Genomic DNA, 16,861 nt, shown 5'->3' on the forward strand with positions numbered 1-16,861 from the left:
TGTGCTGATTAATTTTTCAGCACGGCCTCTTTTAAAAGTTCTCTCCTTACCAACATAAAGGAGATAAATAACGTACACAACTCCGCCACCGGTACATTATACCAAATACTTTGGATGCCGAATAAAGAAGGATAAACGATAATACCAAAGGTTACGAATACCAAGCTACGCAGCATAGAGATAACAACCGACAGCTTAGCGTTGCCGATAGCCGTGAAATAACTGGAGGCCAATATATTCAGCCCACTCATCAAGAAGGTGAAGCAATAAATCGTTATGCCGTAATTAGCGATCGCCAAAGCGTCCAAAGCCTCTCCTCCCTTAAAGAAAAAGGACGTGATCTGTTGCCCGAAAAAGAATAAGATGGCGAATAACGTTATACCTATCATAAAATTAACACGCCCTGCTAATCTCAGCACTTTCTCGATCCGGTCCAATCTTCCCGCCCCGAAATTATAACTGATAATCGGTATAATTCCATCGGATATCCCTAAGAATACCGTGGTGGCGATAAACAAGATATAGTTAATCGCCGTAAAGGCGGCGACTCCATCCTCTCCTAAATATCGCATCATCGTTATATTGAACAAAAAAATCGTGATTCCGGCAGATAGCTCGGATATTCCTTCCGAAGAGCCATTGTATAACGCATTCCAGACCAAAGGCCAACGGAAACGTCCTCTTTGTACCACTACGACTTGCCCTCGCTGGAACATCCGGGGAATATTGAACAGCGCTCCCAAGGTAAAGGCCAAACCTGTAGCCAATCCCGCCCCCTTAATCCCTAAACCCATTACCGGGATAAACAAAAGATCCAGACCGATATTAATCAACACCGTACTTCCCATTACGATCATGGCATAAAGCGGATGCCCCATCGCCTTAATCATATAATCTCCTAAGAACATCAATGATAATAAAGGGAAAAACGGGACAAGGGAACGAATATAGTCCACGGCTCCCGTAACCAATACGTCATTCGCACCTAACATACGGGCGATATCTCCGGCGAATATATAAATCAACCCGCTAATCAAAACGGATATTCCTCCAAGAAACAAGAACGAAGTAGTTATAGCGTTATTCGCCTCTTGCCGATCCGAACGTCCGAGGTTTATACCGATCAAGGTCTGACACCCTACTCCTATCACGATAGACAAAGCCGTCATCAAACTATAGCAAGGTAAGATCAGATTCACGCTGGCCAAAGCGTTCGCCCCGACAAACCGCCCTAATATCACACCATCGATCACCGACTGAATCCCGAGGAATAATAGGCCGGCTACTCCCGGTATCGTATATTTCAGAAATAGTCTTGAAATCTTTTGAGTTAGTAAACCACGCTCCAACTCTTGGCGATGGATCGCCTTTTCTCCACTCATTTTCATATTATCCACTTCACGTTTTTAACGACGCGAAGATATGGCTATTGAAAACAAGAAAAATTACCCTATGATAAATAATGACTTTTCCCTATTTTTTTACGGAAGCACGGATACGGCTCAATGACTGTGGGGTTATCTGTAAATAGGAGGCGATATGTTTCAAGGGTAGTTTCAAGATCAAGTCCGGACGGGTTTTCAGCAATGACTCATATTGTTCACGAGCTTCCATCCAACTATCGTTTATAAAATAGTTCTCATATTCCCGAAGATAGTAATCTTGTATTTTCAACCCCCAATTGGCCAACTCAAGGGAGCTCCGGCATAGGTAATCCAATTTCGTTTTCGGTATTCTCAATAATGTCGTGTTCTCCACCATTTGAACATTATAGGCGGAGATATTCCGATAAACAAAATTGATCACCTCGCTATCTGAGGCGAACCATAACGAGATATCTTTCCCCTCACGCTCCACGAAAGCCCGGACCAATCCGGTTTTCACGAACCAAACGAACGGATCTCTTTCTCCCTCCCGAATCGATAATTCTCCCTTAGCAAAAGAAACCTCTTTCATTTCTTCCAACAGCTGCCCCACGATCTCATCTGATAAAGGAGACACCTGCCTTAATTGTTCTACGAACTGATCCATAATCATTCATTTATCTTATATCCGTAAAGATATAAAAAAAGTGCGATCCCAAAAACAAAGGTAATTTTGAAGGTTTGCGGATTCCAGTGATTTTACGTAATTTTGCGCCGCTAAATCAAAGAAGAGGTATGAGCTGTAAATTCGAATATTATTTTTTTACGACTAAAAGCATCTTGTTCGTCCATTGGACTACGAGAGGCTCTACCGTATCCGCACCCTATTCCTTCTAATTTATCTTTACATTTTCATTTAAAACAACTCTATCGTATATCCGGCATATACGATCAAGGATTTTTACACCATCATTAATAACAGAACAATACATATGTACAATAGAATAGCGGGTTACAAACAATATTATAAATCCTTAGTAATGCTAGGGGTACCTATCATCATTGGACAATTGGGGGCTATCATCACCGGATTGGCAGACACCATCATGGTGGGACAACACAGTACGGAGGAACTAGCGGCGGCATCGTTCGTCAATAATGTAATAAACGCATTTATCATAATGGGAACCGGATTCTCCTATAATCTTACCCCGCTGATCGGACAGAATTTAGCGATGAATAAAAAGATCGTGATCGGAGGCTGGCTCAAAAACAGTCTGGTTGCCAATATGACTACCACCTTATTATTGATAGCCGTCTTACTGGGGATTTACCTAAACCTAGACTCTTTAGGCCAACCCGAAGAACTCTTGCCATTGATAAGACCTTATTTCGCAGTCTCATTAGTCTCGATCATATTCGTAATGCTTTATAATTCATTCCGTCAATTCGTGGAAGGCATAGCCAACCCATCCATATCCATGTGGGTCCTATTGACAGGGAATCTGCTGAATATCATCGGCAACTATATCCTCATTTACGGAAAATGCGGAATGCCGGAACTCGGACTGCTCGGGGCAGGTATAAGCACCTTTATCTCGCGTATCATCATGCTATTGCTTTTCATCGCCGTATTCATGCTGCGAACCGACTATAAGCCTTACCGGAAAGGTTTCACCCATATTCGTATCAATAAGCAAAGTTGGAGAAGGCTGAATTCCATAGGCTGGCCGATCAGTCTGCAACAAGGCTTGGAAGCGGGAACATTCTGCGTCACCGCCATCATGGTGGGTTGGCTGGGTAGCCTTGAGCTTGCCGCCCATCAAATAGCCATTACCATATCAACGATCAGTTTTACCATCTATTTAGGTCTTGGAGCCGCCGTAGCGATTCGTACCAGTTATTATAAAGGGGCGAACGACTGGTATATGGTGCGTAAGATCACCATTGCCGGGCTTCATCTAGGGCTTATTGTCGTTTGTATTGTCTGCACCACCTTATTCATGACCCAATCCTGGCTTGGATTAATATTTACGGATAATCTTCATGTCAACGCAATCGTGAAGACACTACTCCCCATATTGATGCTCTATCAAATAGGAGACAGCGCACAAATCATTTTAGCGAACTCCTTACGAGGGCTAGCCGACGTGAAAGCGATTATGTGGATCTCGTTTCTCGCTTATTTCATCATAGCCATACCTGCCGGATATCTATTGGGATTCACATTCCATTGGGGTATCGCCGGGATTTGGATGGCTTACCCATTAGGCTTCTTATGCTCTGTATGCCTGCTGGGATACCGGGCGAAAATGCAGGTAAAATCGCATCTCGCCTAATCCGATCAAGCCTTACGATTGATCCGGGAGAAACTAATAACCGCCCCGATCAAGGCCAACACACTTCCCAGCCATAACGCCGCGGGCATGCTATGGCCGGGAAATAACTTAAACATCAAGGCTACCAGCGAAGCCCCGCAAGTTTGTCCCAGCAAACGGGCCGTACCCAACATGCCACTAGCCCCTCCACTCCTACTTTCCGGAGCGGCCCCGATCATGAGGCTATTGTTAGGAGTCTGGAACAACCCGAAGCCACAACCGCAAAGCGCCATGCGCCAGATAATATCCAGATCGGAAGGATGCGCCGGTAATTCCGCCAACGAGAACAACCCTCCCGAGAAGATAATCAACCCGATACCACTCAAGACCCCGGCATTCATTTTCTCCGACAAGATCCCGGCCAAAGGGGCGCACACCATTGTCGCCAAAGGCCAAGGAGTCAATAATAAGCCGGTCGCCACCTCATCGCGTCCCAGTACCCGCTGCAAGAAAAACGGGAAAGAGACCATAGCCAGCATCTGAGCGATGAAAGAAAACACAGACGTAATGATAGAAAGGGTAAAAAGAGGAATACGCAGCAAGTCTATCGGCAATAATGGATATGCCTGCCGTTCCTCTCTCCGGATATAGAAATACCCACAGAACAATACGATAACAATCGCCGCTATTATCAATGAGATATGTACATCATGCGTGAACGCCTCGATAATCGCTATCACCAAACCGAATGTCAATGCGTTCATGAGTGCCGCCGTAACATCAAACTTACGTCCGACAGCCTTCACCGGATTTTGCGGCAAGAACTTAAAGCTCAATATCAAAGCGGTAATACCTATCGGGATATTTATAGCGAACAACCAAGGCCAGTTCCCCACGGACAATATACCAGCGGCTATCGTAGGACCAGCGGCGGCCGATACGGATACCACCAAGGCATTAATCCCCATACCTCGCCCCAGAAAACGTTTGGGATAAATAATACGGATCAAGGCCGTATTCACGCTCGCTATGGCAGCGGCGCCAAAACCTTGTAGCGTACGGGCGATAATCAGCGTAAACAAGGAATCGGATAAAGCGCAGGCCAAAGAGGTACAGCTAAATAACAGCAACCCGATCGTATACACCTTCCGATACCCCCAGATCTCTCCCATCGACGATAACGACAGCAAAGAAATCGTGATCGCCAACTGATAAGCGTTCACCACCCATATAGAAGCAGACGGACTCGTATGGAGATCGCCGGCAATCGTAGGTAAAGCCACGTTTGCGATCGCCCCATCCAACACCGACACGGTAACACCAAGCCCAATCGCTAGGATCGCCCAATAACGGCTAGGGATTGGCAAGCCATCCGGGATATTCCCTCCCGTCTGACCATTTATATTCGTTATTTCTTTATCCATACGGTATATGAAACAGAAATAGGATGTATCTGGTTTAGGAAGTATCGACCAGATCGAGTATCTTTGCCCGTATAAATGGACATGACATGGCAAAACAAGGCACTATACTAGTTGTGGATGATAATAAAGGTATCCTGACCGCCGTACAAATGCTGTTAGGAACTTGCTTCGAGAAGGTTATCACCATCTCTACCCCGAACAAGATAAAAAACACGCTGCACGACGAGAACGTGGATGTCGTATTGCTCGACATGAATTTCAGCGCCGGTATAAACAGCGGCAACGAGGGGTTGTTCTGGCTCTCCGAGATCAAGAAGGCTTATCCCTCGATACAAGTCGTTCTCTTTACCGCCTACGCCGACATCGATCTGGCGGTACGAGGAATCAAGGAAGGGGCTACCGATTTCGTGGTAAAGCCTTGGGACAACGCTAAATTATTGGAAACCTTGCAAGCCGCTTACCAAATCCGCTCGGCCAATCATAAAGGCGGTGTCGGCAACAAGCAGTTGGTATCCAAGGAAAGCGGTATGTTCTGGGGAGACAGCAACGCCATGCAGCAACTACGGATGCTGATAGAGAAAGTAGCCAAGACAGACGCCAATATATTAATCACGGGAGAGAACGGAACCGGTAAGGAAATGCTGGCCCGGGAAATACACCTGCTATCCCCCCGCAAGGATGAGGCCATGGTACCGGTGGATATGGGCGCTATCACGGAGACGCTGTTCGAGAGCGAGCTGTTCGGACACGTAAAAGGGGCCTTCACCGACGCCCGGACGGATCGCCCCGGTAAGTTCGAGGTAGCGAACAACGGAAGCTTGTTCCTCGACGAGATCGGTAACCTGTCTTATCATCTGCAAGCCAAATTACTGACCGCCTTGCAACGCCGGAGCATCGTACGGGTAGGTAGCAATACCCCGATCCCCATCAATATCCGCCTGATCTGCGCCACGAACCGGGACTTGCAGGAGATGGTACAGAAAGAGCAATTCCGCGAGGACTTGCTGTATCGTATCAATACGATACACGTAGAGATCCCGCCCTTGAGGGAGCGGCCGGAGGATATCGTACCGCTTGCTGAGATATTCATCACGAAATATACCAATATCTACGGTAAAAAGCCCATGGCCCTCACCGACGACGCCAAGGAAAAGCTGAAAGCCCAACCTTGGCTGGGTAATATCCGCGAACTGGAACATACCGTGGAGAAAGCGATTATCATTGCCGATGGTGATACTTTAGATGGCAGCAATTTCGATTTCCCTCGTAAGCGGGAGGCGCCCGTCAAGAATGACATCACTACGCTCGAGGAAATGGAGTATACTATGATCAAGGCCGCCATGGATAAATTTGGCGGTAATCTCTCGCTCGTGGCGAACCAGTTGGGTATCTCACGGCAAACGCTTTATAATAAGATCAAGCGGTATGAACTTTAAAGGCATTTATTACAGCCTCACCTTCCGCCTCGCCCTCGCTATCGGGCTGACGGCGGCACTCACCTACCAGGCCTTGGAGAAAGAATGGGGATGGTTCCTGTTCTTAGGCATCGGATGGCTGGCTGCCTTGCGGGGCATCAGCCTTTTGTTCAAGCGGAACGCGCAAAAGGTAGCCTTCATGTTCGACGCGATCGACAATAGCGATTACGCCTTCAAGTACGCTACCCGGGGGCGCTCCTCCAACGACAAGCTGGTTAGCGAGTCCTTAAACCGCATCACCCAAATACTTTTTCAAGCGAAAGCCGAGGCGATCCAGAAAGAGAAATATTACGAGTTGATCATGAACCAAGTGAATACGGGTATCATCGTAGAAGATGATAAGGGCAATATTTTCCAGACCAACAACGAGGCCTTGCGACTGCTGGGATTGACGGTCTTTACCCATGCCCGCCAGCTCGGACGTATCGACGAGAATCTAGAGCGCCTCATCAGCGACGTTCGTCCCGGCGAGAAACATCAGATCTCTTTTATCAACGAGCGGGGCACGGTACATCTCTCGGTCCGTGTCTCCGAGATGACGCTCCAAGAGAAACACGTCCGCATCATTGCGATCAATGATATCAACAGCGAGCTGGACGATAAGGAGATCGAGTCATGGATACGACTGACACGGGTCTTGACCCATGAGATCATGAACTCCGTCACCCCTATCACCTCCTTGAGCGACACCTTGCTTTCCCTCCACCAGAATGTCGACGAGGAGATACGGGGCGGCTTGGAGGTAATCAGCTCTACCGGAAAGAGCTTGATCGCGTTCGTCGAGTCGTACCGTAAGTTTACACATATACCGACGCCTCAGCCCTCTTTATTCTACGTCAATAAGTTCGCCGAACGGCTCACGCGGTTGGCCCGCCACCACAATAACTACCCGAACATAACCATTCGTATCGACGTGGAACCGGAGGACTTGATCGTCTACGCCGACGAGAACCTGATCACGCAAGTAGTCTTGAACCTCTTGAAGAACGCCATGCAAGCGATCGGGCACGAGCAAGAAAACGGCCTTATCTTGTTCAAGGCGTATTGCGACCCCAACGAGGCCGTTATCCTAGAAGTGACGAACAACGGCCCCATCATCCCCCCCGAGGAAGCCGAGCATATATTCGTGCCGTTCTTCACCACGAAAGAAGGTGGAAGCGGTATCGGGCTGTCCATCTCACGACAGATCATGCGCTTGTCCGGCGGCAGCATCGCATTGAGAAGCAACCCGGCCCAGCGGCAGACCACCTTCGTGTTGACATTCCCGTAGCTCGTTTACCGTATCCGCATAAACGCGGACACGCGGCCGGGCGGATACGCGGACACACAAGCCCGGATACACGGGCGCGACCGTACGGGTACACCCGCGTATCCGTACAGCTACATCTTTGTATCCGAGTAGCTACATCTTTGTATCCGGGCAGCTACATCTTTGTAGCCGAGTAGTTACATCTTTGTAGCCGTACGGATACGGACGGACAGCCGGGCAGCTACAAGAGGACAGCCGTACGGATACCCGCCATCGGCCGTACGAACGTATTTCCGGCCACCGTTGGGTAACAACGAAACTATTCGTATCTTTACGCTGTTTTTTAATTTAAAAGTATCTATACAAACATGAACTTACTAGACAAACTGAAGATCAACCACCGCCCCCGCTCCGGGGCATTGGATTTGCTAAAATATATCGGCCCCGGATTACTTGTCACCGTAGGCTTTATCGATCCCGGAAACTGGGCGACGAATCTCGCGGCAGGCTCCGAGTTCGGCTACGCCCTCCTGTGGGTCGTCACCTTCTCGTCCGTCATGCTGATCATTATCCAGCACAACGTGGCCCACCTCGGTATCGTGACCGGCCTCTGCCTCTCGGAGGCGACCAACAAATACATGCCGCGCGTGCTAAGCCGCCCGATCCTAGGATCGGCCATGCTCGCCAGCGTATCCACCTCCCTCGCCGAGATACTCGGTGGAGCCATCGCCCTCCGGATGCTGTTCGGTATGCCGATCAAGGCGGGAGCGGTGATCGTCACCATCGTATGCCTCGCCATGCTATTCAGTAATACATACAGCAAGACCGAACGCTGGATCATCACGTTCGTGTCCATTATCGGGCTCTCGTTCCTATACGAGCTGGCGTTGGTCGACGTAGACTGGGGGCAGGCCGTGGTAGGCTGGGTGAAACCCACCTTCCCCGAGAACTCCATGCTGATCATCATGAGCGTACTGGGAGCCGTCGTGATGCCTCACAACCTGTTCCTGCACTCGGAGGTGATACAGAGCCGGGAATGGAACCTAGAGGACGAGTCGGTCATCAAGAAACAACTGAAGTACGAGTTCTACGACACGCTCCTGTCCATGGTGATCGGCTGGGCGATCAACTCGGCGATGATCATCTTGGCCGCCTCTACCTTCTTCAAGCAAAACATCGCCGTAGACGAGCTGGACCAAGCGCAACAGTTATTGGTACCCCTCGTAGGAAACAACGCCGGGGTGATTTTCGCCGCCGCCCTATTACTGGCGGGTATCTCCTCGACCATCACATCCGGTATCGCCGGGGCTTCCATCTTCGCCGGATTCTATGGCGAGGCGTACAATCATACCGACCTCCACTCAAAGCTGGGAGTCCTGCTATCGTTCGTCCCCGCCTTGGCCATCATATTCCTGATCGGCGATCCGTTCAAGGGATTGATCCTGTCGCAGATGTTGTTGAGCGTGCAATTGCCGATCACGGTCTTCACGCAAGTGTACCTCACTTCCAGCAAGAAGGTCATGGGTGTCTACGCGAACAGCCGCTCTACGACCATCATCCTCTTGCTGTTGGGAACGATGGTAACCGTCCTAAATATAGCCCTGCTCATCAGCCTATTTTAAAAAGAAATCGCTACCTTTGCCCCATTCGAAGAAAAACTATCAATTTTTAAGTATGAGCGATATCAATACAAACGAAGAAGAAGGCAAGAAGAACCTGAATTTCATTGAGGCAGCCGTAGAGAAAGATTTAGCGGAAGGCAAGAACGGAGGACGTGTACAAACCCGTTTCCCGCCCGAGCCCAACGGATACCTTCACATCGGCCACGCGAAGGCCATTTGCCTAGATTTCGGCATCGCTGAACGCCATGGCGGTATCTGCAACCTCCGTTTCGACGACACGAACCCGACGAAGGAGGATGAGGAATACGTGGAGGCGATCAAGGAGGATATCCAATGGCTGGGATATCAGTGGGGAAATATTTATTACGCGTCCGACTACTTCCAGCAATTGTGGGATTTCGCGATCCGCCTCATCGAGGAAGGTAAAGCATATATTGACGAGCAGACATCCGAACAAATAGCCCAGCAAAAGGGCACGCCTACACAACCGGGCATCGAGAGCCCGTATCGCAACCGTCCGATCGAGGAAAGCCTAGCTCTCTTCAAGAAGATGAACACGGGTGAGATAGCGGAAGGTGCCATGGTACTTCGCGCGAAGATAGACATGGCAAACCCGAACATGCACTTCCGCGATCCGATCATCTATCGGGTGGTTAACCATCCGCACCATCGTACGGGTACGACGTGGAAAGCGTATCCGATGTACGACTTCGCCCACGGACAGAGCGATTTCTTCGAGGGCGTGACGCATTCCTTGTGTACCTTGGAGTTTGTCGTACACCGTCCTCTGTATGATTTGTTTATCGATTGGCTAAAGGAAGGCGAGGACTTGAACGACAACCGCCCCCGACAGACTGAGTTCAACAAATTGAACCTAAGCTACACGCTGATGAGCAAGCGTAACCTGCTTACATTGGTAAAAGAGAACTTGGTAAACGGCTGGGATGATCCCCGTATGCCGACCATCTGCGGTTTCCGCCGCCGGGGTTACTCTCCGGAGTCTATCCGTAAGTTCATCGACAAGATCGGTTATACGACTTACGACGCCCTGAACGAGTTCGCCTTGCTGGAAAGCGCCGTACGCGAGGATCTGAATGCCCGCGCCATCCGTGTATCCGCCGTGATCAATCCGGTGAAACTGATTATCACCAACTATCCGGAAGGACAGGTGGAGGAGCTGGAAGCGATCAACAACCCGGAAGATCCGGAAGCCGGCAGCCATACGATCGAGTTCAGCCGTGAGTTGTGGATGGAACGTGAGGATTTCATGGAAGACGCTCCCAAGAAATATTTCCGGATGACACCGGGACAGGAAGTTCGTCTGAAGAACGCCTATATCGTAAAATGTACGGGCTGCAAGAAAGACGAGAACGGTGAGATTACCGAGGTATATTGCGAATACGATCCGAATACCCGTAGCGGTATGCCGGACGCTAACCGTAAAGTAAAAGGTACCTTGCACTGGGTAAGCTGCGCCCATTGCCAAAAAGCGGAAGTACGCTTATACGACCGCCTTTGGAAGGTGGAGAACCCCAGAGACGAATTGGCCGCTATCCGGGAGGAGAAGAATTGCTCCCCGCTAGAGGCCATGAAGGAAATCATCAACCCGAACTCCTTGGAGATCCGGAAAAACTGTTACGTAGAGAAGTTCGTGGCTACCTTGCCCAAGCTTTCCTACCTTCAATTCCAGCGTATCGGCTATTTCAACATAGATAGCGAATCCACCCCCGACAACTTGGTATTCAACCGTACCGTAGGGCTAAAAGACACGTGGAGCAAGATTAATAAATAAAGAATAGTAAATGAAAAAAGACGATATCTCACGCTTGTTACAACATTATCTTTCAGCGAAGGAAGAGGGTAAGGAGCCTTATTTCGACGCTGATCAAATCGATGAAATGTTGGACAGCTTTGAAGATTCGAACGATTATACTTACTTTGATGAAGTCTTAGCCCTCGGGCTAAAGCTTCATCCCGGTAATTCCGCCTTGCAAATCAAGAAAGGCAGGCAATTCGCGTATAACGAGGATTATGAGAGCGCTCTCGCTCTGCTCGAGAATATAGCGGAGACTGATAACCAAGATCTGGATATGTTAAAAATGGAATGCTATTGCTCGCTCAACCAATATCCCAAGGTTCTGGAGATCACGGAAGAGTTGATCACTAGGGATTGTGACTATTTGGAGGAAGTCTTCGAGTACATCTCCCCCATCCTGAATGATTTAGACATGAACAAAGAGGCCCGCGATTTCGTGGACCGTGGCTTGGCTTTATTTCCGGATAACTTGATCCTTAAGAATGAGCTTTGCTACATCCTCGAGACGGAAGGAGACGTTCCCCGGGCGATCAAGTTATGTAATGAGCTAATCGATAAGAATCCTTTCTCATACGAGTATTGGTTTACGTTGGGAAGGCTACATTCCATGGTTGGCGATTACGAGAAAGCGATCGAGGCTTTCGACTTCGCCTTGACGTGTGATGATTCCGATACGGAACTGAAAATATTGAAAGCGTACTGCCTGTATATGAACGAGAGCTATGAGAAGGCGATCGAGGAATATCAAGAAATCGAGGGTGATGAGGAGGTGATGCGCCGTATCTCTCCACTCATGGCGGAATGTTATATGAAGCTGGAGCAATATGAGAAGGCTTACCAACTGCTTTCCACGATCATAAACGATCCGGATATGGAGGATGGGCCGACCAATTATATCAATTATATCCGTTGTTGTACCGAGACCGGACGTGACAACGAGGCTTCCAACAAGTTATTCAAGGCGGCGCAATTGTATCCGAACAATGTCCGTCTCCTTTCTCTTTTAGCGCTTTGCTTGCTTGATAGCGGGAAAAAGGAGGAGGCTATCGAAATTACGAATAAGATATTCAAGATCATCGATAGCAATAGTATCGATCCGGAAACTCAAGAGGAATGCAACAGCTTGATTCATGCCGGGGAATATTTGCTTTCTAAGGGAGAGGTAGACAAGGCGATCTCTTATTACAAGAAAGTCCTTCAAATCAACCCGAAGACCCCGCTGATTCATATCCATTTGGCTATGGCTTATCTGCATAACAAGGATCTGGAGAATTTCACAGATCATGTCAGCCAAATATCCGAAGATGATCTTTTCCGCTTGTTTCGCAAATTTGGATCGGACATGTTCGCTGACTTTACCATCGATCCCGATAAAGAGAAGAAACATATCCAACCCGAGGATCTGGTAAAAGAGTTTTTAAAGAATAAAGATAACAGTAATTAGACAATTAATAATGTAATATGCCTAACAAACGAAATCTCAAGGACTACGGTTTTTTAGTATTAAAAGGTATGGGTATGGGAGCGGCGGATGTCGTTCCCGGTGTGTCGGGAGGAACGATCGCCTTTATCGTAGGTATCTACGAGGAACTGATCGACTCTATCAAAAGTATTAACGGGACGACATTGAAACAATTATTCACGGGGAAAATAGCGGCCTTCTGGAAAGGGATCAACGCTAATTTCTTGCTTTCTATCGTGGCCGGTATCGGTATCAGCATATTCTCGCTGGCGAAGATCATTACGTATCTCTTGGTGTATCACCCGATCTTGGTATGGTCTTTTTTCTTTGGCTTGGTGCTGGCCTCTACTTGGTTCGTCTCTAAGGATATCAAGCAATGGAACTGGAAGACGATCTTGAGTTTCGTTGTCGGGGCGATGATCGCTTTTTATATCACCGTGGCGACTCCCGCCGAGACTCCGAGTAATTTACTCTTTATCTTCCTCTGTGGGGCGATCGCTATTTGCGCCATGATCTTGCCGGGTATCTCGGGTAGCTTTATCTTAGTGTTGCTCGGAAAATACTTCTATATCATGGAGGCGGTCAAGACGTTTAACGTTCCCGTTATGTTGGTGTTTATAGGGGGTGCGGCTATTGGTATCACGACGTTCTCCCGCGTGTTGTCATTCGCCCTTCGTAAATTCCATGATATAACGATCGCCGTATTGGCCGGATTCATGTTGGGTTCGCTTAACAAGGTATGGCCTTGGAAAGAAACGATCGAGACCTATGTGGATAGCCATGGCATGACCAAGCCGTTGGTTGAGGCGAATATCGCTCCGAATCAGTTTGTTTGGGAGGCCGTCGGATTGATGATCTTAGGTTTCGGGATCGTATATTTCCTAGAAAAGCTCTCACAAAAAAGCGCTAAGGCGTAACCCAATATTACAATGGGCATTATAAGGAGATTACAATGCCCATTATAAGATGGTAAGAATGGGCATTGTAAAGAGCTTACGATGCCCATTCTTATTTGCCTACATTTTATCATCGCACATCGTACTTTTCCAATAAGCGAAATCCTCTCTATACCAATAAAGTGATAAAGAAGTATCAAAAGTAACTATAACCGTACCCTAGTCGCCGAGGTGTTAAATATCAGTAGAAAGACGCTATTCAACAAAATGAAACGTTATAATCTTGGCAACGAGTAATTTTTTACTAACTTTGATGCCTCAATAGAAATGTGTTACATTTAGATTTTAAATAAACAAGTATTATGGCGAAAATAAAAGGAGCTGTTGTTGTAAACACAGAGCGCTGCAAGGGATGTAACCTTTGTGTAGTAGCCTGCCCGTCGGATGTACTGGAGTTGCACCCACGAGAAGTAAACAACAAGGGGTATCACTATGTGTACATGAAGAACCCGGACGCATGTATCGGTTGCGCTAGTTGCGGGTTAGTTTGTCCGGACGGTTGTCTAACGATCTACAAAGTAAAAATATAAAGTTATATCAAGATATGGCAGAAGATATAAAATTAATGAAGGGTAACGAGGCCATCGCCCATGCGGCTATCCGCTATGGCGTGGACGGTTACTTCGGCTATCCGATCACTCCGCAGTCGGAGATATTGGAAACCCTTATGGCAGAGATGCCGTGGGAAAAGACCGGCATGGTAGTCTTACAAGCGGAGAGCGAGGTAGCCGCTATTAATATGGTATACGGCGGAGCTGGCACTGGAAAGAAAGTGATGACCTCTTCTTCCAGTCCGGGCGTGAGCTTGAAACAAGAAGGTATTTCTTATATCGCGGGAGCGGAGCTTCCTTGTCTGATCGTGAACGTTATGCGTGGCGGTCCCGGATTAGGAACGATCCAGCCGAGTCAGGCTGATTATTTCCAGACCGTGAAAGGCGGTGGTCATGGCGATTATCGCTTGATAACCTTGGCTCCATCTTCCGTACAGGAGATGGCTGATTTCGTCGGTCTTGGTTTTGATCTGGCTTTCAAATACAATAACCCCGCTATTATCTTGGCGGACGGTATCATCGGACAGATGATGGAGAAGGTGGTATTGCCTCCCTATCAACCCCGCCGTACCGAGGAAGAGATTATCGCTCAATGTCCTTGGGCCGTACAAGGAAAGAAGGGCGGACGCAAAGGTAACGTCATCACTTCCTTGGAGCTAGACCCGGCGAAGATGGAAGAGAACAATATCCGTTTCCAAGCGAAATATCGCAAGATCGAGGAAAACGAGGTTCGTTACGAGGAGTTCCAATGTGAGGACGCTGATTATCTATTGATCGCGTTCGGTTCTTCCGCCCGTATTTGCCAGAAGGTAGTCGAGATCGCCCGTGCGGAAGGTATCAAGCTTGGCTTGTTACGCCCGATCACGTTATGGCCGTTCCCGACAAAAGTGATCGCCGCTTATGCGGATAAGGTAAAAGGTATGTTATCGGTTGAGTTGAACGCCGGACAGATGGTAGAGGACGTTCGCCTAGCCGTAAATGGTAAGGTGAAGGTAGAGCACTTTGGCCGATTGGGTGGAATCGTATTCACCCCGGATGAGGTATTGAACGCGCTGAAGGAAAAATTATTCTGATCCGTATGACACGAGGAAGTAAAGCTGACGAGATATTGACGCTGTTTTTTATGCTACTGGCCATAGCTGCCGTGGTATGTTACTTCGCTGTTAGCGATAAGGCCGTATTCTTGTATTGTGGCGGGGCGGCGATCGTATTGCGGCTGGTGCAATATGTCTTAAGATATATACATTAATAATTAAAGATTATGGAACTCAACGATATAATTAAACCGGAAAATCTGGTGTATGAAAAGCCCAGATTGATGAATGAAAATCCCATGCACTACTGCCCCGGTTGCAGCCACGGTGTGATACATAAGTTAATCGCCGAGGTTATAGCCGATATGGGTCTGGAAGATAAGACAATCGGTATCTCCCCCGTGGGATGTGCCGTATTCGCATATAACTACTTGGATATCGATTGGATCGAGGCAGCCCACGGACGTGCGCCAGCCATAGCTTCTGCTGTTAAACGCTTGAATCCGGAGAAGATGGTATTCACGTATCAAGGAGATGGTGACTTGGCGGCTATCGGTACGGCCGAGACGATTCATGCAGCCAACCGTGGCGAGAATATCGTGATCGTATTCGTAAATAACGCGATCTATGGTATGACCGGCGGACAGATGGCTCCGACTACACTGGAAGGTATGCCCACGGCTACCTGTCCTTACGGACGCAACATCGCCTTGAACGGTTACCCGCTGAAGATCGGTGATTTATTAGCCCAATTGGAAGGAACTTGCTTGGTAACACGCCAAAGCGTACAGACGGCCGCAGCCGTACGGAAAGCGAAGAAGATGCTTCGTAAGGCTTTCGAGAACGCTATGGCCGGTAAGGGTACTTCTGTGGTAGAGTTCGTCTCCACTTGCTCATCCGGCTGGAAGATGACTCCGGAAAAAGCCAATAAATGGATGGAAGCGAACATGTTCCCCTTCTACCCGCTGGGCGACTTAAAGAATGTTGAATAAGTAATACGGTAAACGACAATGAAACAAGAAATAATTATAGCAGGCTTCGGTGGACAAGGTGTATTGTCTATGGGTAAGATCTTGGCCTATTCCGGTTTGATGGAAGGCAAGGAGGTTAGCTGGATGCCTTCATACGGACCTGAGCAACGTGGCGGTACGGCCAACGTAACCGTTATCTTGAGCGACGAGCGTATCAGCTCACCCGTATTGAATGAATATGATATCGCTATTATCTTGAACCAACCTTCCATGGATAAGTTCGAGAGCAAGGTGAAACCGGGCGGTATCTTGATTTACGATGGTTATGGCATCCATACGCCAGCGAAACGTACGGATATTAACGTATATCGGGTAGATGCCATGGACGCCGCTACCGAGATGAAGAACGAGAAGGCATTCAATATGTTGATCTTAGGCGGGTTGCTTAATATCGTCCCGATGGTTCAATTGGAGAACGTCATGCTAGGATTGAAGAAATCCTTGCCCGAGCGTCACCATCATTTGTTGCCGATGAACGAGGCTGCCATTAAGAAAGGAATGGAGATTATACAGAAAATATAAGAAGCTCATTCATTGATGTGCCGATATGCCAATTAAG

General features: G+C 48.2%; 16 protein-coding genes. 13 read left to right on the plus strand and 3 right to left on the minus strand.

Going from position 1 to position 16,861, the window contains the following annotated elements; translation table 11 throughout:
* Positions 1-8: 8 nt before the first annotated feature.
* Both BDI_RS06900 and BDI_RS06905 read right to left on the minus strand, forming a co-directional pair.
* Positions 9-1,388 carry an MATE family efflux transporter gene (locus BDI_RS06900; RefSeq protein ID WP_011966429.1) on the minus strand — a complete coding sequence of 460 codons (1,380 nt, stop codon included), beginning with the start codon at positions 1,386-1,388 and terminating at the stop codon, positions 9-11.
* Positions 1,389-1,473: 85 nt separating this feature from the next.
* Positions 1,474-2,037, minus strand: a complete 564-nt coding sequence (locus BDI_RS06905; RefSeq protein WP_008780459.1) for a Crp/Fnr family transcriptional regulator — start codon at positions 2,035-2,037, stop codon at positions 1,474-1,476.
* 319 nt (positions 2,038-2,356) lie between these two features.
* Here BDI_RS06905 and BDI_RS06910 point away from each other — a divergent pair, with 319 nt between their 5' ends.
* On the plus strand, positions 2,357-3,703 hold the full coding sequence (locus BDI_RS06910) for an MATE family efflux transporter (RefSeq protein WP_011966430.1): 1,347 nt from the start codon (positions 2,357-2,359) through the stop codon (positions 3,701-3,703).
* 5 nt (positions 3,704-3,708) lie between these two features.
* On the opposite strand, the gene BDI_RS06915 is transcribed toward BDI_RS06910, so the two are convergent.
* On the minus strand, positions 3,709-5,106 hold the full coding sequence (locus tag BDI_RS06915; RefSeq protein ID WP_005856339.1) for an MFS transporter: 1,398 nt from the start codon (positions 5,104-5,106) through the stop codon (positions 3,709-3,711).
* An 86-nt stretch (positions 5,107-5,192) separates the two neighbouring features.
* Between BDI_RS06915 and BDI_RS06920 the strand changes: the two genes are divergently transcribed.
* The 12 genes from BDI_RS06920 to BDI_RS06960 all read left to right on the plus strand — a co-directional run bounded on the left by BDI_RS06920 (position 5,193) and on the right by BDI_RS06960 (position 16,824).
* Positions 5,193-6,542, plus strand: coding sequence for a sigma-54-dependent transcriptional regulator (locus tag BDI_RS06920; protein ID WP_009276067.1), 1,350 nt, complete (start codon positions 5,193-5,195; stop codon positions 6,540-6,542).
* Positions 6,532-7,851, plus strand: a complete 1,320-nt coding sequence (locus tag BDI_RS06925; protein ID WP_009276068.1) for a sensor histidine kinase — start codon at positions 6,532-6,534, stop codon at positions 7,849-7,851. Before BDI_RS06920 ends, BDI_RS06925 begins: the two co-directional genes overlap by 11 nt.
* Before the next feature lie 347 nt (positions 7,852-8,198).
* Positions 8,199-9,452 (plus strand): Nramp family divalent metal transporter, encoded by a 1,254-nt coding sequence (locus BDI_RS06930; protein ID WP_008780456.1) that lies wholly within the window; start codon positions 8,199-8,201, stop codon positions 9,450-9,452.
* Positions 9,453-9,504: 52 nt separating this feature from the next.
* Positions 9,505-11,244 (plus strand): glutamine--tRNA ligase/YqeY domain fusion protein, encoded by a 1,740-nt coding sequence (locus BDI_RS06935; protein WP_008778287.1) that lies wholly within the window; start codon positions 9,505-9,507, stop codon positions 11,242-11,244.
* Positions 11,245-11,254: 10 nt separating this feature from the next.
* Positions 11,255-12,712, plus strand: coding sequence for a tetratricopeptide repeat protein (locus tag BDI_RS06940; protein ID WP_011966431.1), 1,458 nt, complete (start codon positions 11,255-11,257; stop codon positions 12,710-12,712).
* A gap of 17 nt (positions 12,713-12,729) precedes the next feature.
* A complete protein-coding gene (locus tag BDI_RS06945) occupies positions 12,730-13,647 on the plus strand; it encodes a DUF368 domain-containing protein (protein WP_005856327.1) in 918 nt (305 codons plus the stop codon).
* Positions 13,648-13,857: 210 nt separating this feature from the next.
* Entirely contained in the window at positions 13,858-13,923 is a 66-nt protein-coding gene (locus BDI_RS20175) for a hypothetical protein (RefSeq protein ID WP_232044565.1), read from the plus strand.
* Between the two features lie 65 nt (positions 13,924-13,988).
* On the plus strand, positions 13,989-14,216 hold the full coding sequence (locus BDI_RS20180; RefSeq protein ID WP_005856324.1) for a 4Fe-4S dicluster domain-containing protein: 228 nt from the start codon (positions 13,989-13,991) through the stop codon (positions 14,214-14,216).
* 14 nt (positions 14,217-14,230) lie between these two features.
* Positions 14,231-15,310, plus strand: coding sequence for a 3-methyl-2-oxobutanoate dehydrogenase subunit VorB (locus BDI_RS06950; RefSeq protein WP_005856322.1), 1,080 nt, complete (start codon positions 14,231-14,233; stop codon positions 15,308-15,310).
* A 5-nt stretch (positions 15,311-15,315) separates the two neighbouring features.
* Positions 15,316-15,486, plus strand: a complete 171-nt coding sequence (locus BDI_RS21015) for a hypothetical protein (protein ID WP_172580096.1) — start codon at positions 15,316-15,318, stop codon at positions 15,484-15,486.
* Between the two features lie 12 nt (positions 15,487-15,498).
* On the plus strand, positions 15,499-16,263 hold the full coding sequence (locus BDI_RS06955; protein WP_005856318.1) for a thiamine pyrophosphate-dependent enzyme: 765 nt from the start codon (positions 15,499-15,501) through the stop codon (positions 16,261-16,263).
* Positions 16,264-16,281: 18 nt separating this feature from the next.
* Positions 16,282-16,824 carry a 2-oxoacid:acceptor oxidoreductase family protein gene (locus tag BDI_RS06960; RefSeq protein ID WP_005856316.1) on the plus strand — a complete coding sequence of 181 codons (543 nt, stop codon included), beginning with the start codon at positions 16,282-16,284 and terminating at the stop codon, positions 16,822-16,824.
* Positions 16,825-16,861: the final 37 nt, after the last annotated feature.

Source organism: Parabacteroides distasonis ATCC 8503 (assembly GCF_000012845.1).
Classification (GTDB): Bacteria; Bacteroidota; Bacteroidia; order Bacteroidales; family Tannerellaceae; genus Parabacteroides; species Parabacteroides distasonis.